The organism is Streptomyces sp. YIM 130001 (assembly GCF_003574445.1).
Lineage (GTDB): Bacteria > Actinomycetota > Actinomycetes > Streptomycetales > Streptomycetaceae > Streptomyces.
This window is the reverse complement of the sequence record NZ_KZ984560.1, coordinates 1-22,584: the sequence shown is the minus strand read 5'-3', so window position 1 is coordinate 22,584 and position 22,584 is coordinate 1. Positions and strand designations below refer to the sequence as shown.

General features: G+C 69.8%; 17 protein-coding genes, 1 pseudogene and 1 riboswitch. Of the genes and pseudogenes, 8 read left to right on the top strand and 10 right to left on the bottom strand.

Annotation, left to right across the window (positions count from 1 at the left end; all coding sequences use genetic code 11):
- Nucleotides 1–96: 96 nt before the first annotated feature.
- Together DSC45_RS22575 and DSC45_RS22570 are read right to left on the bottom strand one after the other, a co-directional pair.
- Nucleotides 97–2,247 (bottom strand): DUF7927 domain-containing protein, encoded by a 2,151-nt coding sequence (locus DSC45_RS22575; RefSeq protein WP_119293745.1) that lies wholly within the window; start codon nt 2,245–2,247, stop codon nt 97–99.
- Between the two features lie 38 nt (nt 2,248–2,285).
- Nucleotides 2,286–3,263, bottom strand: coding sequence for a glucosyl-3-phosphoglycerate synthase (locus DSC45_RS22570; protein WP_119293744.1), 978 nt, complete (start codon nt 3,261–3,263; stop codon nt 2,286–2,288).
- Nucleotides 3,264–3,429: 166 nt separating this feature from the next.
- Nucleotides 3,430–3,607, top strand: a riboswitch (SAM riboswitch).
- Here DSC45_RS22570 and thrC point away from each other — a divergent pair.
- The 5 genes from thrC to groL all read left to right on the top strand — a co-directional run bounded on the left by thrC (nt 3,601) and on the right by groL (nt 10,730).
- Nucleotides 3,601–4,929 (top strand): threonine synthase, encoded by a 1,329-nt coding sequence (thrC, locus tag DSC45_RS22565; RefSeq protein ID WP_119293743.1) that lies wholly within the window; start codon nt 3,601–3,603, stop codon nt 4,927–4,929. (Overlaps the previous riboswitch by 7 nt.)
- Before the next feature lie 88 nt (nt 4,930–5,017).
- Nucleotides 5,018–5,293, top strand: coding sequence for a MoaD/ThiS family protein (locus DSC45_RS22560; RefSeq protein WP_119293742.1), 276 nt, complete (start codon nt 5,018–5,020; stop codon nt 5,291–5,293).
- Between the two features lie 435 nt (nt 5,294–5,728).
- Nucleotides 5,729–5,932: a cold-shock protein gene (locus DSC45_RS22555; RefSeq protein WP_037653356.1), complete on the top strand. Its 204-nt coding sequence runs from the start codon at nt 5,729–5,731 to the stop codon at nt 5,930–5,932.
- 341 nt (nt 5,933–6,273) lie between these two features.
- Nucleotides 6,274–8,790 carry a glycoside hydrolase family 172 protein gene (locus DSC45_RS22550; protein WP_240434779.1) on the top strand — a complete coding sequence of 839 codons (2,517 nt, stop codon included), beginning with the start codon at nt 6,274–6,276 and terminating at the stop codon, nt 8,788–8,790.
- Nucleotides 8,791–9,104: 314 nt separating this feature from the next.
- Nucleotides 9,105–10,730, top strand: a complete 1,626-nt coding sequence (groL, locus tag DSC45_RS22540; protein ID WP_119293739.1) for a chaperonin GroEL — start codon at nt 9,105–9,107, stop codon at nt 10,728–10,730.
- A 96-nt stretch (nt 10,731–10,826) separates the two neighbouring features.
- Here the strand turns inward: groL and DSC45_RS22535 are convergent.
- Nucleotides 10,827–10,922, bottom strand: a pseudogene (locus DSC45_RS22535) (type II toxin-antitoxin system YoeB family toxin); the annotation flags it as partial.
- Nucleotides 10,923–11,166: 244 nt separating this feature from the next.
- On the opposite strand from DSC45_RS22535, the gene DSC45_RS22530 reads away from it, so the two are divergent.
- On the top strand, nt 11,167–11,766 hold the full coding sequence (locus DSC45_RS22530) for a Uma2 family endonuclease (protein WP_119293738.1): 600 nt from the start codon (nt 11,167–11,169) through the stop codon (nt 11,764–11,766).
- A 37-nt stretch (nt 11,767–11,803) separates the two neighbouring features.
- Here the strand turns inward: DSC45_RS22530 and dnaE are convergent, their stop codons facing one another.
- Nucleotides 11,804–15,442, bottom strand: coding sequence for a DNA polymerase III subunit alpha (gene dnaE, locus DSC45_RS22525; protein ID WP_276145468.1), 3,639 nt, complete (start codon nt 15,440–15,442; stop codon nt 11,804–11,806).
- 127 nt (nt 15,443–15,569) lie between these two features.
- Between dnaE and DSC45_RS22520 the strand changes: the two genes are divergently transcribed.
- Nucleotides 15,570–16,589 (top strand): LysR family transcriptional regulator, encoded by a 1,020-nt coding sequence (locus DSC45_RS22520; protein ID WP_119293737.1) that lies wholly within the window; start codon nt 15,570–15,572, stop codon nt 16,587–16,589.
- A 113-nt stretch (nt 16,590–16,702) separates the two neighbouring features.
- Here the strand turns inward: DSC45_RS22520 and DSC45_RS22515 are convergent, their stop codons facing one another.
- From DSC45_RS22515 to DSC45_RS22495, 5 genes are all read right to left on the bottom strand, one after another.
- Nucleotides 16,703–18,259, bottom strand: a complete 1,557-nt coding sequence (locus DSC45_RS22515) for a PTS transporter subunit EIIC (RefSeq protein WP_119293736.1) — start codon at nt 18,257–18,259, stop codon at nt 16,703–16,705.
- Nucleotides 18,260–18,321: 62 nt separating this feature from the next.
- Nucleotides 18,322–19,329: an N-acetylmuramic acid 6-phosphate etherase gene (gene murQ, locus DSC45_RS22510; RefSeq protein WP_119293735.1), complete on the bottom strand. Its 1,008-nt coding sequence runs from the start codon at nt 19,327–19,329 to the stop codon at nt 18,322–18,324.
- Between the two features lie 184 nt (nt 19,330–19,513).
- The gene (locus DSC45_RS22505) at nt 19,514–20,434 is read right to left on the bottom strand and encodes a MurR/RpiR family transcriptional regulator (RefSeq protein WP_119293734.1); all 921 of its coding nucleotides are present in this window, start codon (nt 20,432–20,434) and stop codon (nt 19,514–19,516) included.
- A 111-nt stretch (nt 20,435–20,545) separates the two neighbouring features.
- Complete coding sequence (locus tag DSC45_RS22500; RefSeq protein WP_119293733.1) at nt 20,546–20,782, bottom strand: hypothetical protein; 237 nt, start codon at nt 20,780–20,782, stop codon at nt 20,546–20,548.
- Complete coding sequence (locus DSC45_RS22495; RefSeq protein ID WP_119293732.1) at nt 20,772–21,077, bottom strand: hypothetical protein; 306 nt, start codon at nt 21,075–21,077, stop codon at nt 20,772–20,774. The genes DSC45_RS22500 and DSC45_RS22495 overlap by 11 nt, the downstream gene beginning before the upstream one ends.
- Nucleotides 21,078–21,122: 45 nt before the next feature.
- Here DSC45_RS22495 and DSC45_RS22490 point away from each other — a divergent pair, with 45 nt between their 5' ends.
- Entirely contained in the window at nt 21,123–21,422 is a 300-nt protein-coding gene (locus DSC45_RS22490) for a hypothetical protein (protein WP_119293731.1), read from the top strand.
- A gap of 713 nt (nt 21,423–22,135) precedes the next feature.
- Here DSC45_RS22490 and DSC45_RS22485 read toward each other — a convergent pair.
- Nucleotides 22,136–22,459, bottom strand: a complete 324-nt coding sequence (locus tag DSC45_RS22485) for an STAS domain-containing protein (RefSeq protein WP_119293730.1) — start codon at nt 22,457–22,459, stop codon at nt 22,136–22,138.
- Between the last annotated feature and the right edge of the window lie 125 nt (nt 22,460–22,584).

Sequence of the window (22,584 nt, the reverse complement as noted above, 5' to 3'; positions counted from 1 at the left end):
ACCGGCAAACGTCGGGGGTGCCCCGGTGTCCTGCGGCCGCCCTCGGCGTCGGCCCCGCTCCCCTGACTGCGTCCGGGGAGCGGGGCCGTGTTCCGGCTACCGGCGGCGGCGTGAGAGCGCCAGCATCAGGACGCCGAGCGCGCCGAGGGCGAGTGCGAGGCCCCCGTACAGCAGCGTGCCGTCGCTGGATCCCGTATTGGCGAGGCCACCACCGTCGTGACCGGGCTTCGGCCCACCGTCGTGACCGGGCTTCGGCCCGCCGTCATGGTGACCGGGATCAGGCGACTCCGACGCCGGAGGCGGACGGTGCTGCTCCCGCTCCGCGAGGATCACGGACACGCAGGGGCCCGTGCCCCGCGCCGGACGCTCGGCGGCGGACGGGCAGTTGGTCTTCTCCACCCGGGAGGTCACCGGGATCACGACCTTCTCGCCCGCGGTGCAGGACGCCTTCACCTCCTGCGTGACGGTGACCGTGCTCCGCGCGGCGACGTCGCCCCGCCACACGTACGTCGAGCCCTCACGGACGATCTCGCCGCTGCTCGCGACGGGCTTGTCGCCCTTGCGGACGGGCCACTCGAAGGACGCGTCCCTGCGCGGGTCCTTGCTCTGGTTGGTGATCCTGACCGTGTTGGTGGTGGAGGTGCACGGCGGAATCTCGCCGTCCTGCGGGCTGCTCTCCACGGTCAGGGGCGGCACCGGCGGGGCCGACGGATCGACCTCGGGCGTGGCGCCGCAGGCCGGGTCGGTGCTGTCCTCGTCGCAGTTGGAGCGAGGGGTCAGCACATCCACGTCGTTACGCAGCTTGCCGTCGCCGCGCATCGGGTCGTCGACCGTGACCGAGTAGGTGAGAGTCGCGGTCTCACCGGCCGGGATGTCCCCGGTGTAGGAGAGCCGCGGCTCGTCGTAACCGACCTGCCCGATGGTGGCCTTCGCGTCCTTGTTGTACGTCGCGTCGTCCAGGGTGTCGGTCAGGTCGTCGGTCAACTTGGCGTTGGGGTACGGGAGTCGGCTGACGTTCTTGGCCTTCACCGTGTACGTCACGGTGTCCCCGGGGTGGACCTTCGCCGGGCTCGCCGTCTTGGTCACCTCCAGGTCCGGCACCGGGACGGAGAAGGCGAGAGCGGAGGGGACATAGGTGTCGCCCTTGGTCTCGAAGGTGAGATCGGCGTCGGTGGCGCCCTCCGGGATGGCGCCCTCGGGGACGTCGAACTCCTTCGCGTCGATGCTCAGGTTGTTGCGGTACCTGGGGTCGACCGAGCCGTCGTCCTCGCTGATGAAGAAGTTGTTGGTGTTGCCGGTGTGCGCCTCGGTGACGTTCTGCCCGTCGACGAGGAAGCGGTCGCCCGGCGTGTTCCAGTCACCCTCGTACGCCGTGACGCTCGCGCGCGGCTTGCCCGCGGTGCGGTAGAAGCCGTCGACGCCGACCGTGGTGGCCGGCGAGGTGGAGCGCTGCAGGACGTGGCCGCCGTACACGTAGACGTTGCGGCGGTCCGGGGCGTACCGCTCGTTCGGGGCGTCGTACTGGTAGACCACTGTCATTGACCAACCGGCCACACAGCCCTTGCCGTTCGGCGCCCAGACGCCGCCGACGGAGACCGGGAGGGGCGCGCCGGTGCCGGTGACGCCGCTGAACAGCGAGGTCACGTCGGCCTCGCCGGTGTAGTAGTGCGGGCCGTTGGTGTCCGTCGGGTCCTGGACCATGTTCCGCGGTGAGACCTTGCTCGCCGCGCCGCCCGCGACGCCCACCTCGGGCACGGCGTCGAGCGGGTCGCCGGGGGAGCCTTCGACATCTGCGCCGGACACGTCGCAGCGCTGCAGCTGGTTCCTGCCGAACTTGTACGTGCCGTCGTTGCCGCCCCAGAAGAGGCGGGCGTAGGCGACCTCGGCGCCGGGCGGGATCTCGACCTGGCCGGTGCTCGAGCCGTAGCCGGGGGTGGTGCCCGTGGTGTCGACCCGCTGCATGTCGAAGGTGTTGTTGTTGTCGGAGCCCTCGCCGCTCGCCGCGACCGCACATCGCGCCGCCATGTCGGCGGGGGTGGTCGGGCAGCCCATGACCGTGTTGCCGATGGTCCTGAAATCGCCGTAGAGGGATTCGTCGTAGCGCTTGGTGAAGGGTTCGATCACGTCAGCTGCGGCGGGTGACGCGGTGCCGACGAGCGCCGTCGCGGCCGTGGCCGAGGCGATCAGGGCCCCGGTGAATCGTGCGGCGGCCCGCGGCCGCTTCCCTTTTGTCCGTCTGAACCACATAAAGGCGGAATTTATGCAATAAGCGGAGCAATCATGCGTTACGCCACACGACGGGCCTGGTACTCGGCGAGATTTCCCATCGGGGGGCGCTCTTCGGTGTCGACCGGACGGGTGTGTGGCTCGAAACCGCCGGGCCCGCGCTCGAACTGGGTGAGCCGCGGCCGCACCAGATGACCGCGGGCGAGCCGCAGCTGCGCGGTGCGGTAGATCGCGGCGGCCATCCGCCCGAGCGCCCGGCTGTCCTGGTGCCGGTGCTTGCGCACGCCGACGTCGACCTGGGCGAGCGCGTCGAGGCCCACGGTGTGCAGCGCGTCGACGAGCAGGCCCAGCTCCACGCCGTAGCCGACGGGGAACGGGAGCTGCTCGAGCAGCGAGCGCCGGACCGCGTACTCGCCGCCGAGCGGCTGCACGAAACCGGCCAGCTGCGGCCAGTGCAGATTGAGCAGCGGCCGCGCCACCAGCTCGGTCACCCGGCCGCCCTGGTCGCCGCCCGGATCGCCGCCGTGGTCCTCGTCGGCGACCTCGCCGAGCGGCCGGTCGTACATGGCCTTCACGAACTGCACGTCCGGATCGGTGAGCAGCGGCCCGACGATCCCGCGCACGAAGTCGGCGGAGAACTCCCTGAGGTCCGCGTCCACGAAGCACACGATGTCGCCGCCGGTCACCAGGAGTGAACGCCACAGCACCTCGCCCTTGCCGGGCAGGGCGGGAATCCGCGGCAGGATCGCGTCCCGGTGCACGACCCGGGCACCCGCCGCGGCCGCGACCTCCGCGGTGCGGTCGCGGGACCCGGAGTCGATCACGACCAGCTCGTCGACCAGCGGGACGGCCGGGCTCATCAGCTCGCGCCGGATGGTCGAGACGATCGCGCCGACCGTCGCCTGCTCGTCGAGCGCGGGCAGCACGACGCTGATCCGGCTGCCCCGGCCTGCCTTCGCGTCGAGCAGGAGGTCCGTCCGGCGGTCGGAAACCGACCAGGAACGCCTGGTCAGCCAGCGTTCCACCTCTTCGAGCACGTCCCGTGTCCCCTCGCCTGCAGGTGTCGTCGTTCGGTCCGAGGCGTAGCGCTGTGATCCATCTCGCCGTTCGGACGACTATCTCAACAGTGACTGCCTTCGGTTACAGTCTTGAACAACGCGGATGACCGTCGCATGCCGGGGGCGTCCGCCGACAACCACATACCGCTCATCCAGAGGGGCAGAGGGAACGGCCCGTTGAAGCCCCGGCAACCCTCCAGTCGGTCTCGCCACCCGTCCGCACCGCACGGTGCCAAGGACCGGTGATCAGCACAGTGAGGCTCCCGACTAGGGAAGGTGCCAAATCCGTCTTGCGGCGAAGTGCGTCGCAAGAAAGATGAGGAGAAAGGGCCTCGCCTCCATGGCTGTGCAATCCGCCGAAGCAGACACCACCCCCGCCGCCGACACCGCGTCCGTGAATCTCGGACCCGCCGCGGCACTGTCCTGTCGCGAGTGCGGCGAGCGTTTCGCGCTCGGCCCGATCTTCGCCTGCGAGCTGTGCTTCGGCCCGCTCGAGGTGGCCTACGACCTGCCCACCGGCGACCCCGAGGCGCTGCGCCGGCAGATCGAGGCCGGCCCCGACAACATCTGGCGGTACGCGCCGCTGCTGCCCGTCCCCGCCGACGTGGCGTCGAAGCCGAACATCAACCCGGGCTGGACCAAGCTCGTCAAGGCCGACAACCTCGCCCGTGAACTGGGCGTCACCGGCGGCCTGTTCATCAAGGACGACTCGGGCAACCCGACGCACTCCTTCAAGGACCGCGTCGTCGCCCAGGCCATCGAGGCCGCCCGCGCCTTCGGTTTCACCACGCTCTCCTGCTCCTCCACCGGCAACCTGGCCGGTGCCGTCGGCGCCGCGGCCGCCCGCGCCGGCTTCCGCTCCTGTGTGTTCATCCCGCACGACCTGGAGCAGGGCAAGGTCGTCATGGCCGCGGTCTACGGCGGCGACCTCGTGGGTATCGAGGGCAACTACGACGACGTGAACCGCTTCTGTTCCGAGCTCATCGGCGACTCGCTCGGCGAGGGCTGGGGCTTCGTGAACGTCAACCTCCGCCCGTACTACGCGGAGGGCTCCAAGACCCTGGCGTACGAGATCTGCGAGCAGCTCGGCTGGCAGCTGCCCGACCAGCTCGTGATCCCGGTGGCCTCCGGCTCCCAGCTCACGAAGATCGACAAGGGGCTCAAGGAGCTGATCGAGCTCGGTCTGGTCGAGGACAAGCCGTACAAGATCTTCGGTGCGCAGGCCGAGGGCTGCTCGCCGGTGTCGACGGCCTTCCGGGACGGCCACGACGTGGTGCGCCCGCAGAAGCCGGACACCATCGCGAAGTCGCTCGCCATCGGCAACCCGGCGGACGGGCCGTACGTCCTGGACATCGCGCGGCGTACCGGTGGCGGTGTGGAGGACGTGGACGACGAGCAGGTCGTCGACGCGATCAAGCTGCTCGCCCGTACGGAGGGGATCTTCGCGGAGACCGCGGGCGGGGTGACGGTGGGTGTGACCCGCAAGCTGCTCGCGTCCGGGGCGCTGGATCCGGCGCTGACCACGGTCGTGCTCAATACCGGGGACGGTCTGAAGACGTTGGACGCGGTGGCGTCGACGTCGCAGGCCACTGCGGTGATCAAGCCGTCGCTCGACGCGTTCCGTGCCGCGGGGCTGGCCGAATAGCCCCACCCCGCCCCTTCCCGAAACCGGAGGCGCTGCCCCCGGCCCCCGCTCCCGAACCGCCGGAGCGGCCAGATTTTGAGGTGAACTCATGAGCGTGAACGTCCGTATCCCCACCATCCTTCGTACCTACACCGGTGGCCGGTCCGAGGTCTCCGCCGAGGGCGGGACTCTCGCCGAGGTCATCGCGGACCTGGAGAAGAACCACACGGGGATCGCTGCGCGCGTCCTGGACGACCAGGGCAAGCTGCGGCGCTTCGTGAACGTCTACGTGAACGACGACGACGTGCGCTTCGAGCAGGGCCTCGAGACCGCGACTCCGGACGGCGCCGGCGTCTCGATCATTCCGGCGGTGGCCGGCGGCTGAGCCACCGGAGCCCAGCACCACTCTGCGTTACCGGAATTGCCCCCTCCGAGAGAGAAGCGGAGGGGGCAATTCTGCATGGTTGAGAGGGGTACAGTTGGGAACGCTGCTTCGCCCTGTGCCTGGAGTGTGCCGGAAGCATATGAGAACCGCCCGGTTCTGCGATGAGAAGTAGCCAAAGTGTTCGAGCAATTCGCTCCCTATATTCCTTTTGCCGGGCCCGACTTGCCCTGGGTTCCAGGGAATCCTCCGCATACTCCCGAACCGGCGTGCCCAGATTTCTCGTCCGATTGACCTGTTGCAGACGGCAGTTGGGCAGATACATTCAGCCGCGGTCGACGCGTTCCGGCGCACACCCCCAAGCCGTTGGGGGGTGAGGTCTGACCCGGATCCGTGAAGTGCGGTTCCGTGCAAGGGCCAGTAATAGGGGAGTTAGGCATGGCTCAGGGCACCGTCAAGTGGTTCAACGCGGAGAAGGGGTACGGCTTCATCGCGGTCGACGGTGGTGCGGATGTATTCGTCCACTACAGCGCGATTCAGATGGACGGTTACCGCACCCTTGAAGAGGGTCAGCGGGTCGAGTTCGAGATCTCGCAGGGCCAGAAGGGACCGCAGGCGGACATGGTCCGCGTAGCTGTCTGAGACGCGCCGGCGCGACTGGTCGCAACGACGTGACGAAGGGCCCGCACCCCACGGGGTGCGGGCCCTTCGGCGTGCGCCCGGCGAAGCCGCGGAGATCGCGATCACCCGCTGACCTCCGCTTCGACTCCGGCCGGGCGCCCGTGCGTTGTGAAATCGATTGCACGAACTGCCCTGTGCAAAGCCCCTGTTGAGCTTCCAGTGACGGTCGATGCCTCGGAATCGAGGCGTACGGGACCGTTGACCCGCCCTCCAACTGCCTCTACGTTCCCGCTCATTGCTTGAAATCGATTACAGCAGTCATCAGGGGCCCGCCCCATGGTCGATCGATGCAGGAGGCACACGTGAGACGACAGCGCAGAGGGATACGCGGCGCCGTGGCGGCCGCCCTTGCCCTCATCCTCGCCGCCGCCCTCGGGCCACCGGCGGCGGCGCAGGCGGCGCCCGGGCCGGTCCCCGCCGCGTCGCAGCGCTCCGGCGACGCCAAGGGGCCCGTCGGCTGGGACACGTACCGCGGGCTCGACCGGCTGCCCGGCCTCACCAGCGGCGTGCAGACGAAGCAGTTCTCCAGCTTCGACCGGACCGGCGGCAACGACCACGACGGCTTCGACGGCCGCTACTCCTGCCTGCGCGAGAGCGACGCCGGGTGCGTCATCGCCGAACACCGTGGCGCGGGCGAGGTCGGAGCCCTCTGGTTCACCCGCGACGGCGGCGACGTCAGCCGCACCGGCAACCTCACCGTCGAACTCGACGGCCGCAAGGTCGTCGACGCCCCGCTTCAGGACGTGGTGGACGGCAAACTCGGCGCCCCCTTCGTCCGCCCCCTGGTCGGCAACGCGGACGACAGCTCCGGCGGCGTGTACATCGAAGTGCCCATGCCGTACCGGGAGTCGATGCGGATCACCACCGAGCGCAACCCGCTCTTCCACCACGTCTCGCACCGCACCTTCGCCGACGCGGACGGCGTCGAGACCTTCGATCCGGGCGACCCGGCCGAGGACGTCGTGCGCACGCTGCGGAAGGCCGGCACGGCCGACCCGAAGAGCCCGCTCCCGGGAGCCGCCACGGCGAAGGCGAAGCTGGACCTCGCGCCGGGCGAGACGCAGACGCTCGCCCGCACGAACCGACCCGGACTGCTCTCCGCCCTCCAGGTGCGGCTGCCGGAGGCCGAGCACGTCGCCCCGCGCACCGAGAGCGACGAGGGCCGTGCCTTCGGCGAGGGCGGCTCCAGCGAGTTCACCGTCGCCGTGGACCCGGACAACGACGGAGTCAGGCTCACCCGGCGTCTCGATCCGTCCATCGACGAGCAGGTCGCCGCGATCCACGTGGACGGCGAGAAGGTCGCCGAGTGGCCCGCGAGCGAGCCGGCCGGCGGCGGGGTGTGGGCCGAGCAGAGCGTCGAGCTGCCCGCGTCCGCGACCGCAGGCAAGTCCCGGATCACCGTGACGAACGAGTTCGTCTCCTCGTCCCTCGACTACAACGAGTTCACGTACTGGGTCGACAGCATGGTCGGGGGCGAGGCGCGCCGCACCGACACCGTCGACGTCGCAGACGCGGCCGACGAGACCGCGCACGCCTACGCGATCACCGGTCAGGCCTGGGAGGGCGAGCACACCTTCGCCCTCGCGCTGAACGAGGACGAGCTGGCCGACGCACGCGCCGCCCGCAAGCTCCTCGAAGGGCTCCGGCTGCGGATCTCCTTCGACGGCCGCCGCACCGTCGACTCCCCGCTCGGTGAGTTCTTCGGCTCCGGGCAGGCGATGAACGACGCGCGGTCGCTGATGTACGGCATCGACGCGGAGTCGTCCACGCTGTCCGCGTGGTGGCCGATGCCGTTCTCCTCCCGGGCCACCGTCGAGCTCTACAACGGCTCGGACACCGCCGTCACCGCCGGCGACGCCGAGGTGACCTCCGCACCCTCGGCCGCGCACGCCCGCGCGGTGCGCAGCGGGGCCCAGGGGGTCTTCCGTACCGACTCGCACGCGGGCCCCACCGAGGAGGGCCGCAGCTGGACCTTCCTGAAGGCCACCGGACAGGGCAAGTTCGCCGGAGTCACGCACTCCATGGAGGGCCCGGCCAACCGGTTCTTCCTGGAGGGCGACGAGCGGGTGTACGTGGACGGCGCACGCACCCCGCAGATCCACGGCACCGGGTCCGAGGACTTCTACCAGGCGGGCTGGTACTTCAACCGGGAGACGTTCTCCACCCCCTGGCACGGCAACCCGACTCACCTGGGCGGCGTGACGGGCTGCGGCGAGGGCAAGGACTGCACCGGCGCCTTCCGCCTGATGCTGCACGACGCGGTGCCGTTCTCCTCCTCGATCGACTTCGACATCGAGCACGGCCCGACCAACGACGTGGCGGCCGACTACTCCTCGACCGCGTACTGGTACGGACGGTCCGAGCCGTCCGGCCACCGCACCGACACCCTGACCCTCGGGAACGCCGAGAGCGAGCGTGCGCACGACTACACCTCGGCCGTTCCCGGTCCCGTCCAGGGTCTCGACTCGAGGTTCGAGGGCGATCTGCGGCACGCGCCGGCGCTCGAGGCCGACACCAGGGCGACCCGGGCACCGGTCTCCTTCACGCTCGCGACCGACCGCCGCAACCAGGGAGTGGAACTGCGCCGCCTGTCCGATCAGCGGTCGGCGGGACAGCACGTGAAGGTCTCGGTGGACGGTGTCGAGCTGCCCGACTGGCAACAGCCGCTCGCCAACAGCGAACGCCGCTGGCTCGAGGACGTCTACCAGATTCCGGGCCGGGTCTCCGCCGGCAAGGGCGAGATCACGGTGACGCTGACGCCCGTCGACGGGGCGCCCGCGTGGTCCGCGGCTTCGTACCGGGTTCACAGCCTGCGCTGACCTTCGTCGGACGGGGTCGTGCGAGGGGGTGGAGCCCTGGCCGTACAAGGAGTTCGGGCGGTCGGTCGCCTTGTACGGCCTCTCCCGAGGCGCTTGCACTCGGGTGGGGTGAGTGCTAATCATTGGCGTTAGCACTCTCCGAGTGAGAGTGACAAAGAAGGACCGGGTCGGTGAGGCCGGCAGCCGGGTGGGGCAAGGAACCACACAGCATGCAGGCCGTCCGTCGCGGGCGCCAGCGCGGTCCGGAGAAATCCGCCCCCTCTGCTCCCAAGGGAGCGTGGGGGGACCCCTTCTGTCCGGGAGGACCACTTCACATGGCCAAGATCATCGCGTTCGACGAGGAGGCACGGCGCGGCCTCGAGCGCGGCATGAACCAGCTCGCCGACGCCGTCAAGGTGACCCTGGGCCCCAAGGGTCGCAACGTCGTCCTCGAGAAGAAGTGGGGCGCCCCCACGATCACCAACGATGGTGTTTCCATCGCCAAGGAGATCGAGCTCGAGGACCCGTACGAGAAGATCGGCGCCGAGCTGGTCAAGGAGGTCGCGAAGAAGACGGACGACGTCGCCGGTGACGGCACGACGACCGCGACCGTCCTCGCCCAGGCGCTGGTCCGCGAGGGCCTGCGCAACGTGGCCGCGGGTGCCAACCCGATGGCCCTCAAGCGCGGCATCGAGCGTGCCGTCGAGGCCGTCTCGGGCGCGCTGCTCGAGCAGGCCAAGGACGTGGAGACCAAGGAGCAGATCGCTTCGACCGCCTCCATCTCCGCCGCCGACAGCCAGATCGGCGAGCTCATCGCCGAGGCCATGGACAAGGTCGGCAAGGAAGGCGTCATCACGGTCGAGGAGGCCCAGACCTTCGGTCTGGAGCTGGAGCTCACCGAGGGCATGCGCTTCGACAAGGGCTACATCTCGGCGTACTTCGCCACCGACATGGAGCGTATGGAGTCCGTCCTCGACGACCCGTACATCCTGATCGCCAACTCGAAGATCGGCTCGGTCAAGGACCTGCTGCCGCTCCTCGAGAAGGTCATGCAGTCCGGCAAGCCGCTGCTGATCATCGCCGAGGACGTCGAGGGCGAGGCCCTCTCGACCCTGGTCGTCAACAAGATCAAGGGCACCTTCAAGTCCGTCGCCGTCAAGGCCCCGGGCTTCGGTGACCGCCGCAAGGCGATGCTGAACGACATCGCCATCCTCACCGGCGGCGAGGTCATCTCCGAGGAGGTCGGTCTCAAGCTCGAGAACGCCTCGATCGACCTTCTGGGCCGCGCCCGCAAGGTCGTCATCACCAAGGACGAGACCACCATCGTCGACGGTTCCGGCGACAGCGAGCAGGTCAACGGCCGGGTCAACCAGATCCGCGCCGAGATCGAGCAGTCCGACTCGGACTACGACCGCGAGAAGCTCCAGGAGCGCCTCGCGAAGCTGGCCGGCGGCGTGGCCGTCATCAAGGCCGGCGCCGCGACCGAGGTCGAGCTCAAGGAGCGCAAGCACCGCATCGAGGACGCCGTTCGCAACGCGAAGGCGGCCGTCGAGGAGGGCATCGTCGCCGGCGGTGGCGTGGCCCTGCTGCAGGCCTCCTCGGTCTTCGAGAAGCTGGAGCTCGAGGGTGACGAGGCGACCGGCGCCAACGCCGTGAAGCTCGCGCTCGAGGCCCCGCTCAAGCAGATCGCCGTCAACGGTGGTCTCGAGGGTGGCGTCATCGTCGAGAAGGTCCGCAACCTCCAGGTCGGTCACGGCCTGAACGCTGCGACCGGCGAGTACGTCGACATGATCGCCGAAGGCATCATCGACCCGGCGAAGGTCACGCGCTCTGCCCTGCAGAACGCCTCGTCCATCGCCGCGCTGTTCCTCACCACCGAGGCCGTCATCGCCGACAAGCCGGAGAAGGCCGCTGCCGGCGGCGCCCCGGGCGGCATGCCGGGCGGTGACATGGACTTCTGATCGACCCCGGTCGATCACCGTCCTGAACCGAAGGGCGGCACCCCAGCTTTCGGGGGGTGCCGCCCTTCGGCGTTCTCCGTTCCGTGCCCGCGTCGCTCACCGCTCGTAGTGGTAGCGGCAGGCGGCCACGCGGATCTCGTCCTCGACGATCTTGTACACGAGGCGGTGCTCGTCGGTGATGCGGCGGGACCAGTCATCGTCCGCGTGAGGGTCTCCTCGGGTGTAGATCATTCACGTACCGAATCCTGTACGTACAGGAACATGTACGCCTGTGATCGGTGGGTCCCACCCAGCATCGCGTTCTCGGCCCTGCAGCCAGGCCCTACGGGTGGCTGCGTCGCCCACCCGATCGTGCGACGCTGGGAGAAGGCGGCCCGTCCGCCGATCCGTCGATCTACGCTCGGCCTACAGCAAGCCGATGGAGGAGGGACCCGCGATGACCGCTGCGATGGTCGAGTCCGGCCAGGCACACCCTGGTCGCCAGTGGGACTACCTGCTGCGGTCATGGCGCGACCTGGACGTGCCGGAGGGCTGGCGCGCGGAGATCGACGAGGGGCAGATCGTTTTGGTACCACCGCCACATGCGCTGCACAACGGCATCGCCGACGCCGTGCAGCGCAGTCTTTACAAGGGCATCTCCGATGAGTTGGGCATCTACCAGACCCTCGGAATCCACATCGCCCCGCTCGACAAGCTGTACGTCCCTGATCTGGTGGTGATGGAGCGGCAGTTGGTGGACGGCGCGGACCCGGACGTCAACGACCCGATGGACGCGGCCGACGCCCTGCTGGTCGTCGAGATCACCTCGAAGAGCAACGCCAGGGACGACCGGACGAAGAAGCTCTGGGCCTACGCCCATGCTCCCGTCGAGTCCTACCTGCTCATCGACCGTTTCGACGAGCACGGACCGACGACGACTCTGTTCACCGGGCCGCTGAACGGGGCGTACAAGCACGCCGAGCGGGTGCCGTTCGGTGAGGCGGTCCGGCTCGAGGCGCTCGACGCGACCCTGCCGACGGAACGTTTTCCGGTCTGAGACGGGCTGATCGCTCGCCCGACGCCGGGCCGGCCGGTCACGTCGTCCCCGTCCACGCCTCCGGCCCGAAGGTGCCCTTGATGTCGGAGGCGATCGTGGTGGCGTCCACGTGGGCGGCCAGGGCGTAGACCGTGGTTCTGCGGGGGCCGCGGACCGTGAGGTGGACGGGGCTTTCGCCGGGGTGGTCGGTGAGGATGCGCTTCAGTTCGTGCACCGAGCGCTCGGTGATGCGGTGGGACGGCAGGGTCAGGCGGATCGGGGGATGGGCGCCGTGCTCGGCGGAGGAGACGTCGAGGACGGTGACCTCGCGGCCGAAGACGTTCAGGCTCCCGTCGCGGTCCTCGATCTTTCCGGTGACGGACAGGACGTTGTCCTCGGTGAGGGCCGGTTCGACGAGGCGGTAGGCGGCCGGGAAGAACAGCACCTCGACCGTGCCGTCACGGTCGGCGAGGTTCACCACGGCCCAGGTGTTGCCCTGCTTCGTCATCCGCCGCTGGACGTCGACCACCAGGCCCGCGAGGCGTACGTCGCCGCCGGTGCGGCCGGAGGCGAGCAGTTCGGCGACCGTGCAGTCGCGGGCGCCGGACAGGATGTGGTCGGCGCCGTCCAGCGGGTGGGCGGAGACGTACAGGCCGAGCATCTCCCGTTCCGTGGCGAGGAGTTGGAGGCGGGGCCACTCGGCATCGGCGATGGGGAAGTCGAGGCCGAAGGCCGGCCCGTCATCGGCCGCGGGGCCGTCGAGTGCGGCGAAGAGGTCGTCCTGGCCGAAGCCCGCGGCCTTCTTCACCGGGATGAGGGCGTCGATGGCGGACTCGTGCACCGCCGACAGGCCCTTGCGGGTGTGCCCCAGCGAGTCGAAGGCGCCCGCCTTGATCAGTGAGTCGACGGCCCTCTTGTGCAGCGCCGGCAGCTCGACCTTGTCGAGGAAGTCGGCGAACGAGGTGAACCGGCCCTTGCTCCGCCGGGCCGCCACGACCGCCTCGATCACCGCGTCCCCCACATTGCGCACGGACTTGAGCCCGAACCGCACATGGTCGCCGACCGCCGTGAACTCGGACACCGAGTCGTTCACATCGGGCGGAAGCACGCGCACGCCGCCCCGGCGGGCGTCGGCGAGATACAGCGCGGCCTTGTCCTTGTCGTCACCGACCGAGGTGAGCAGTGCGGCCATGAACTCGGCCGGATAGTTGGCCTTCAGATACGCGGTCCAGCAGGAGACCAGGCCGTATCCGGCGGTGTGCGACTTGTTGAAGGCGTAGCCGGAGAACGGCAGCATCACGTCCCACAGGGCCTGGACCGCCTCGTCCGAGTAACCGTTGTCGCGCATGCCGCCGTGGAACTTCTCCCACTCGGCGGCCAGTACCTCCGGCTTCTTCTTGCCCATCGCGCGCCGCAGCATGTCGGCACCACCGAGTGAGTAGCCGGCCAACTGCCGTGCGATCGCCATGATCTGCTCCTGGTAGACCAGGAGATGGTGGGTCGGGCCGAGGATCGGTTCCAGGGCGTCGGCGAGCTCCGGGTGGATGGGTGTGGGCCGCTGTTTGCCGTTCTGGCGGAGGGCGTAGTTGGTGTGGGCGTTCGCCGCCATCGGGCCCGGCCGGTACAGGGCGTTGGCGGCGGCGATGTCCTCGAAGCGGGTGGGCTCCATCAGCTTGAGCAGGGCGCGCATGCCGCCGCCGTCGAGCTGGAAGACGCCCAACGTGTGGCCCGCGGCGAGGAGTTCGTACGTCTTCGGGTCGTCGAGCGGGATCACCGTCTTCGACGTGTCGCCGTCCATGGGGTCGACGGTGGCGAGCGAGATTCCGCGGTTCTCCCGGATGTTCTCGATGGCCTGGTCGATGACACCCAGGTTTCTGAGGCCCAGGAAGTCCATCTTGACCAGGCCCATCGCCTCGCAGGACGGATAGTCGAAGCCGGTGATGCGCACCCCGTCCGCGGCCCGCATGTGCAGCGGGATCCGGTCGGTGAGGCGGGTCTTGGAGAGGATGACCGCGGCGGCGTGCACGCCGGTGCCACGGGTGAGGCCCTCCACCCCGCGGGCGGTGTCGATCACCTTGCGCACGTCCGGATCGGCCTCGTAGAGCGAGCGGATCTCGCCGGCCTCCCCGTACCGCGGATGGCCGGTGTCGAAGATCGCGTCCAGCGGGGCGGACTTGCCGTTCTGGTCGGGCGGCAGCGCCTTGGTGATGCGCTCGCCGTGCGCGTACGGGTAGCCGAGGATGCGGGAGGAGTCCTTGATGGCGTTCTTGGCCTTGATCCGGCCGAAGGTGTTGACCATGGCCGTGTACTCGTCGCCGTACTTCTCGGTGACGTAGCGGACCATGCGGTCGCGGCGGCGGTCGTCGAAGTCCAGGTCGACGTCAGGTGGGTTGATGCGCTCGGGGTTGAGGAACCGCTCGAAGAGCAGGCCCTGTTCCAGCGGGCAGAGCTCGGTGATGCGGGTGGCGTACGCGACCAGGGAGCCGGTGGCCGAGCCGCGCCCCGGGCCGAGCGGGACGCCGTTCTCCCGTGCGTGCCGGCAGATGTCGGCCACCACCAGGAAGTACGAGCTGAAGCCCATCGGGCCGATGACCGACATCTCGGTCTCGAAACGCTCCATGACGTGGGCGGGCACCGGGTCGCCGTAGCGCTTCACCAGTCCGGCGGTCGCCTCCTTGCGCAGCCAGGACTCCTGGGTCTCGCCCTCGGGCACGTCCGGGAAGCGCGGCATCTCGTCGACCTGGTCGAAGACCTCGTCGTAGGGCTCGATGCGTTCGGCGATCAGCAGGGTGTTGTCGGGGGCCTCGGGCAGGCCGTCGAAGAGGCGGCGCATCTCGGTGGGGGACTTGAGGTAGTAGCCGGAGCCGTTGAAGCGGAAGCGCTTCGGGTCGTCCTTGTTCTTGCCGACGCCGATGCACAGCAGGTTGTCGTGGGCGTCGGCCTGGTCCTCGGTGACGTAGTGGGCGTCGTTGGTGGCGAGCGGCGGGATGCCGAGGTCGGCGGAGAGGCGCAACAGGTCGGCGCGGACGTCCCGTTCGATGCCGAGGCCGTGGTCCATCAGCTCCAGGAAGTAGTTCTCCCGACCGAAGATGTCCTGGTACGCACCCGCCGCGGCCCGCGCCTCGGCGTACTGGCCGAGCCGCAGGCGGGTCTGGATCTCGCCGGACGGGCAGCCGGTGGTGGCGATGATGCCGCCCGGCCGTTCGGCGATCAGCTCGCGGTCCATGCGCGGCTTGCCGGCCGGGAACTGGCCCTCGTAACTGGACCGGGTGCTCAGCCAGAACAGGTTCCTGAGCCCTTCGACGTTCCGTGCCCACATCGTCATGTGCGTGAAGCGGCCGCCTCCCGAGACGTCCTTGGAGCCCTCGCCGTCCTCGCCGACCGCGCGCCGGCCGCCGGGTCCCCAGAACTCCTGCCGGCGCGAGAAGCGCGAGGACGGCGCGACGTACGCCTCGATGCCGATGATCGGCCGTACGCCCTCGAACTCCTTGGCCACGCGGGCGAATTCGTAGGCGCCGAACATGTTGCCGTGGTCGCTCATGGCGATCGCCGGCATGGCTTGGCGGGCGACCTCCTGGAACATCGGGCGCAGCTTCTGTGCGCCGTCGAGCATCGAGTACTCGGTGTGATTGTGCAGGTGGACGAATGAATCGGAACCGCTCGTGGCGGAGCTGCTCGGGGCGAGAGAACGTGGCACCGGTGAATCAACCTCCCGTTGACCCGCCACATCCAAGCGAGCTGCCGGGCCTGGGATCAAACAACTGGCTGCCCATGAGCCACAACCAATCGTTGTCCGAAGAGGCCCCGGGGATACGGTGTCCTCCGTGGATCTCAACGCCGTACGCACCTTCGTCGCGGCAGCCGACGCGGGCCAGTTCCAGCAGGCCGCCGTCGATCTGTCGCTCACCCAGCAGGCCGTGTCCAAGCGCGTCGCCGCGCTCGAGGCGGCGCTCGGTGTGCCGTTGTTCGTGCGCACCGCGCGCGGTGCGCGGCTCACCATCGACGGGCAGGCGTTCCTGCCGCACGCCAGGGCGTTGCTGCAGGCGGAGGAGCGGGCCGCGGCATCGGTGCGGCCCGGGCGGCGGGCGTTGCGGGTCGACGTGATCGGGCGCCGCGTGGCGCCCGCCGGACTGCTGCGGGAGTTCCACCGCCGGCATCCGGAGACCGACCTCGACGTGGTCACTCTCTTCGACGCCGAGGAGGCCGTGGCCGCGCTCCTGGACGGCACGATCGACGCGACGTTCCGGGCCGTCAGCAAGCCCGGGACCGTACTGCCCGACGGTGTCGGCTGCCTGCCCGTCCTGGACGAGCCGCTGCAGCTCGTGGTCGGACCCGGGCACCGGTTCGCCCGTGCCCGTGCGGTCCGGCCGGACCAGCTCGACGGCTGCCGCATCTGGATGCCCGGCAATGCTCCGGGCACCGAATGGGAGGTGTACTACGACGATCTGTCCGCCGAGTTCGGCCTGGTCATCGACAAGGTCGGCCCGGACTTCGGCGTCGAGGTGCTGCTCGACACCGTCGCCGAGTCGTCGACCCTGGGCACGTTCATGAGCGAGCGGACGCCGCTGGTGTGGCCCGGTGGGCACGATCTGCGCCGCATTCCGCTGCACCGGCCGATGCCGGTCTATCCGCACTGCCTGCTGTGGCGCACGGACAATCCGCATCCGGGGCTCGGGGCGTTCCGCCGGTACCTGGAAGGGGCGCGTTCCGTCCTCGTGGACGGCGGAGCGGTGGATGGAGCGGCCGAGGTGGCGATCGGTGGAGCCGAGGTCGTCGACGGCGGTACATGGGCGCCGAGTTGGGCGCGGCGGGCCGGGAGGGACCGGGACCGGACCGAGGGGTGAGGCGGACCGGACGCGACGCTCCCGAACCGGAACGGAAGTCCCGGGAACGCGTGAGGGCGGCCCCCACTCGGTGAGAGCCGCCCTCGTACGTTCAAGTCCCGAATGCCGCCGGGTCAGACCGTGACTGGTTCCTTCGCCGGAGTCCCGCCGGCCGGGCCGTCGTCGGGTCCGTCGGAAGCGTCTCCCGTACCGGCCGCGACGACCGGGCCGGACGCCTGCTCGCTGTTCAGCTCGACCAGTGCCTCCCGGCTGAAGCCGAAGAAGTACGTGGCCACGAAGCCGACCACGTAGCCGACGAGGAGACCGCCCGCGTAGATCGCGATGGTCGAGCCCAGGCCCTTGTTGCCGTCGAGGAGCGGGAAGAGCGCCCAGCCGGACGGGCCGATCGCCGTCGAGCCGACCTTGTCGCCGATCATCGAGAAGAAGCCGACGAACGCACCGCCCGCAGCACCGCCCACGCACGCCGTGATGAACGGACGCCCGAGCGGCAGCGAGACGCCGTAGATCAGCGGCTCGCCGACCCCGAGGAAGCCCGCGGGCAGCGCGGACTTGATGGTGTTGCGGATCGAGGTGTTGTGCCTGAGGCGCTTGAACACCGCGATCGCGCAGCCGACCTGACCCGCGCCCGCCATCGCCAGGATGGGCAGCAGCACGGTGAAGCCCTGCTGCTCGATGAGCGTGGTGTGGATCGGGATCAGCGCCTGGTGCAGGCCCAGCATCACCAGCGGCAGGAAGAGCCCGCCGAGGACCAGGCCCGCGAACGCGCCGGTGTTGTCGAGCAGCCAGTTCGCCGCCGTACCGATGCCCGTGGAGATCTCACCGGCCACGAACATCAGGCCGAAGATGGTCACCAGACCGGAGACCAGGACGGTCAGGGTCGGGGTCACCAGGACGTCGATCGCCTCGGGGACCCAGCGCCGGCACCACTTCTCGATGTACACGGCGAGGACAGCGGCGCCGAGAGCGCCGAGCACACCGCCCTGTCCGGGCGCGAGCTTCTGGCCGAAGGCCTCGATGTCGGCCACACCCGGGAACACGATGATCGCGGCTACCGCACCGCCCAGGATCGGCGTACCGCCGAATTCCTTCGCCGTGTTGAAGCCGACGAACACGGCGATCAGCGCCATGAATCCGGAGGCCATCGCGCCGAGCGCCGGGGTGACGGAGGGCAGCCACTCCAGGTTGATCAGCAGGCCGTTGAGACCCGCGATGATGCCGCAGCCGATCAGGGCCGGGATCAGCGGAACGAAGATGTTCGCGATCCGGCGCAGGAAGAGCTTGAACGGCGTCTGGTTCTTCGCCTTGCGGGCCGCGCGTATCGCCGCGCCCTGCTCGGCGAGTTCCTCGGCGGTCGCCGCGTGCCCGTCTCCGCCCGGGGCGGCGGGCGCCCCGGCCTCGTCGTCGGGACGCTCCTCCTCGACGAGGCGCTCGAACTCCGGGGTGACCCGGGCGACCGTGCCCGGGCCGAGCACGATCTGGTACGTGTCGTCCTCGACGACCCCCATCACCGAGGGCAGGGCCTTGAGAGCCTCTTCCTGGACGAGGGAGGAGTCGCGCAGGCCCAGGCGGAGCCGGGTCATGCAGTGGGCGACCGAGGTGACGTTCCCGGCGCCGCCGACAAGCGGGAGGATCGCGGCGGCGGTGTCGCGGTTCTTGTTGTCTGAAGCCATGGTGCGGGGCCTTGCTGTTCGGCGCTGTTCGCTCAGCGGTACGGGGTCGTGGCGGTGCCGGGTCAGACGGTCGAGGGACCGTCGGTGGCGGGGGTGTGGGAGGTCAGGGCCGCGCGGAGGTGGCCCTTGGAGGTGGTGAGCAGGGTGTTCGCCGTGTCGGCGTCGACATCGGCGAGGATCATCAGGATCGCCGTCTTCACCTCGCCGTCGGCAGCGGTGAGTGCGGACTCGATGGCCTCGTCCGAGGCGTCCGTCGCCAGCGCGACGATGCGGCGGGAGCGGGCCCGCAGCTTCTCGTTGGACGCACGGACGTCCACCATCAGGTTCCCGTACGTCTTGCCGAGACGGATCATCGTGATCGTCGACAGCATGTTGAGTACGAGCTTCTGGGCGGTGCCCGCCTTCAGGCGGGTCGAACCGGTGAGCAGCTCCGGGCCGACGACGACCTCGATGCCGTGCTCGGCGGCGGAGCCGAGGGCGCTGTCCGCGTTGCACGAGAGGCCGACGGTGAGCGCGCCGCGCGTACGGGCGTGCTCGACGGCACCGATCGCGTACGGGGTGCGGCCGGAGGCGGAGATGCCGACCACCGTGTCGTCGGCGGTCAGTCCGAGCGAGTCCAGGTCCTCGGCGGCCAGCTGCTTGGAGTCCTCGGCGCCCTCGACGGCGGTGACCATGGCGGACGGGCCGCCCGCGATCAGGCCGACGACGTCCGCCGGGTCGGTGTTGAAGGTGGGCGGGCACTCGCTGGCGTCCAGCACGCCGAGCCGGCCCGCGGTGCCGGCGCCCGCGTAGATCAGCCGGCCGCCGCGGGCCATCCGCTCCGCGGTGCCGTCGATCGCGGCGGCGATCTGCGGAAGCTGGGCGGCGACGGCGCCGGGGACCGTGTTGTCCTCGCCGTTCATCGTCCGGGCGATCTCTTCGGTGGAGAGCTGGTCGATCTCCGCGAGCTCCGGGCGGAACGCCTCGGTGGTGAGGGTGGCCAACTGGGCGCGGAGTTCGCCGTAGGTGCCGGAGCCGCCGGTGGAATTACCGGGGCCGGCGGGGGTGGTGGCGTCGGTGGTGGAGGTCATGGGGGTGGCGGCTCTTTCGTGTACGCGGAGGTGTGCGCGGTGCGGGGAGACGGGTGCGGGTGGCGGGACGTCTCGGGCGGCCGGGGCCGTCAGGTCGGCTGCTCGGCCAGGTCGCCGGGGGCGGCCCGGGGAGCGGGGTCGGCTCGCGGGCCGGGGGCGGCACGGGCGGCGGACTCGATCGTGGTCATCGGCTCGTCCGGGGGGTGTGGCGGTGGGCGAGCGCCTCGTACGAAGCGCTGAGCGCGGGCGCCGCGGTCTCGTACGTCCGCTGCGCCACGCCGACGAACAGGCAGTCCACGACGAGGAGTTGGGACGTACGTGAGGACATGGCCGCCGGGCGCAGCTCGCTCTCGCGGGCCGTGGACGTGGTCAGGATGTGGTCCGCGTACTGCGAGACGGGGCCGCTCGGCCGGCCGGTGATCGCGACCGTCGTCGCGCCGTGCTCGAAGGCGACGCGCAGCGGCTCTATGGCGTCGACGGTCGAACCGGAGTGCGTGATCGCTATGGCCACGTCCTTGGCGCGCAGCTGCACCGCGTTCGTCACCGCGAGGTGCGGGTCGTTGAACGAGTGGGCGATCAGGCCGATGCGCAGCAGCTTCTGGGCGAGGTCCTGGCCGACGAGCGAGGAGGCGCCGACGCCGTAGATGTCGATGCGGCGGGCGGCGGCGAGCGCGCCGACGGCGGCGCCGAGCTGGTGGGTGTCGAGTCCGGCGGCGGTGTCGGCGAGGGTCTGCTGCTCGTCGTACGCGAGCTTGGCGACGACGTCCGCGATCGGGTCGTCCACCGCGATGTCGGCCGTGACGGCGGGCGCGCGGCCGGACTGCTGCTGGGCGGCGAGCCCGGCGAGGGCGAGCCGCAGGTCCCGGTATCCCGGGTACCCGAGGAGGCGGGCCGTACGGACCACCGTGGCCTCGCTGGTGCCGGTGAGCTCGGCGAGACCGGTGACGGTCAGCGCCGCGCAGCCTGCGGGATCACCGGCCACGGCCTCGGCGACGCGGTGCATCGACCGCGTCATGGACGGCCCGAGCGTGCGGACCTTGGCCGCGAGGGCCGCCGGGGCGGGCGGCGCGTCGCCGGTGAAAATTTCCTTCAGCTGATTGCTCACCCTTGAAAGATATTTCCAGCCCCGGGCAGCGTCAAGGGTCTTCCGGTCACCTGTGGACGGGCTTGGGTCACTGGTGCGGGGAGCGGACGGGGTGGCGGCGCCGACCCGCGACTACGCCTCGTTGCCGGCGTCGGCGGTGACGGCTGCGGCGGTCGGAGCGGTGGCGGCTCGAGTCAGCCAGGTGCGGAGAACCTTGAGGTCCTGGCAGCCGAGTATGCGTCGGCGGACGTCCTCGGGGACGTCGATGCCGCGGCTGTCGAGGATGAGCAGCAGGCCCTTTCGGGCTTGCTCCTGGGCCTGGATCTCGACGGGGCTGTAGGGCTTTCGGGGAGTCCGGTCAGGGGTCATGGCGCTCCTCGGTCTCGAAGTCGAGTACCGGCAGCAGGTCGTGGGGCTGGTCGGTCTCGAAGATGTCCTGGGCGTTCTCGGCGGCGAGGGCTCGGGTGAGCCAGTGGCGGAGGAGATCGGAGTCCCGGTCTTCCCTGTTGGATTGGCGTGTTGAAGCGGATCGAGCAGGGATGGTGGCGTGCCGGGTTGGCGTACGTTCTGGGTGCCCGAGGATCGTCGGGTGGCGGGGTGTCGGGTAGCGGTTCTGGCCGGGTGGGAGGACCTGGCTGTACGTGAGGATCGTGTTGGGATTCATCCTGGAGATCCGATTCTTCTTTCTCCGGACTTCCGCATCGACGAGGTGCTGAACTGGTACCTGTGCCGGTCGTCGTTCGCCCATCTCGCGCCGGAGACGAAACGCAACTACACGGACGACTACTGCCTGTTCTTCGATTTCCTGTGGAGCCGCGGCAAGTGGTGGAGCGAGGCGTCGGCGGACGACCTGTGGGCATTCGACGCGGCCAGCCCGGCCCCGGCCAGGATGCCGATGCCACCGTGGAACCGCCTGGGCGTCGACGACTTCCTGCCGTTTGCCGGGCCGATTCGCGTTCGGACTCTGCCTCCCGCCGGGTCAATTCGGCGCGCTCGGCGTCGGCCGTGAAGGCACGGCGCTGCATCTGCAGCGGACCCCAGTAGGCGGCAGCACTGGTGATCAGAGCACCTCCGAGCGCGCCGAGCAGGCCGTACAGAGCCTCGGTCATCAACCATCCCCCTGAGAGCCGAGCAGGATGCCACAGCGGCCAGCAAGATTTACGACATGGCGCAGGCGCTGCCAAGAGTGCTGCACCGCGGCGACTCGGTCGGCAGTTCCTCACCGGCATGTCCACGGAGACAAAATGTCACGCAGGAGTGGTAAGTGCCTGTTTGAGAACGTGCGCTGTCCGGCAAGGGGCGCCGGGCTGTTGGTGCTGCGTTTCAGGTTCAGGTCGCAGGGTGGTCTGAGTCGGAGCTTCCGTCGTGCAGACGTGGCGTCGGTGGAGTGGGACGCTGACGGCCCCGGCTGCCGCTATGAGGGCGGCAGCCGGGACGGGCGCGGGGACCGGAGCTCCCCTTCGTTCGGTCCCCGCGGGGCCCTTCTGGCATGAGAGGTGCGGGCCGCGGGAGTGGCCCCACTGTCCTGTCGCGCCTGAAGAGCCGGGCTGGAGCCGTGTTTGTCGGCAGTGCGGCCCCAGCGGGCAGGTGGTTGCGTCACGACCCGGGGGCAGGGGGCCAGGGGCGGAACGGCTATGAGCCGGGCCCCACATGGAGAATAGAAAGACGCCCGGCCTGATCGGAAGAGGGATGTGGCCCCGGCTGCCCGGACCCGCGAGGCGTCTAGCCAGGTACGACCGGCAGGAGTTCGTTAAGGCCGGTGCGGTAGAGAGCTTCGCGGACGGGTGTGCTGACGGCAGTGCAGGAGAGGCTGCCGCCTGCGTGGTTGGCGGCGTTCCGGATCCCGAGCAGGGTGAAGAGGCTGCCGTTGTCGCACCAGGTGAGGCCGGAGAGATCGAGGCAGAAGTGCCGCCCGCCCTGTTCGAGGGAACGGACGACAGTATCGGCGAACGTGCCGACGCTGGTGACGTCCAACTCCCCGGAGAAGGCGAACATGCAGAACAGGGCGCAGTCGGGTGAGGCTTGGCGGACGGACAGACAGCCCATGACATGAGAACGCGCAGCATGCAGATGCTTGGCATGGTGGCCGGCCAAGGGGAGCTTCGCCGGCCACTCTTGGGGCGCCCTCCCTGTCGAAGGCTCGAGATCGCCGCCCAGGGATCGGGGACGAC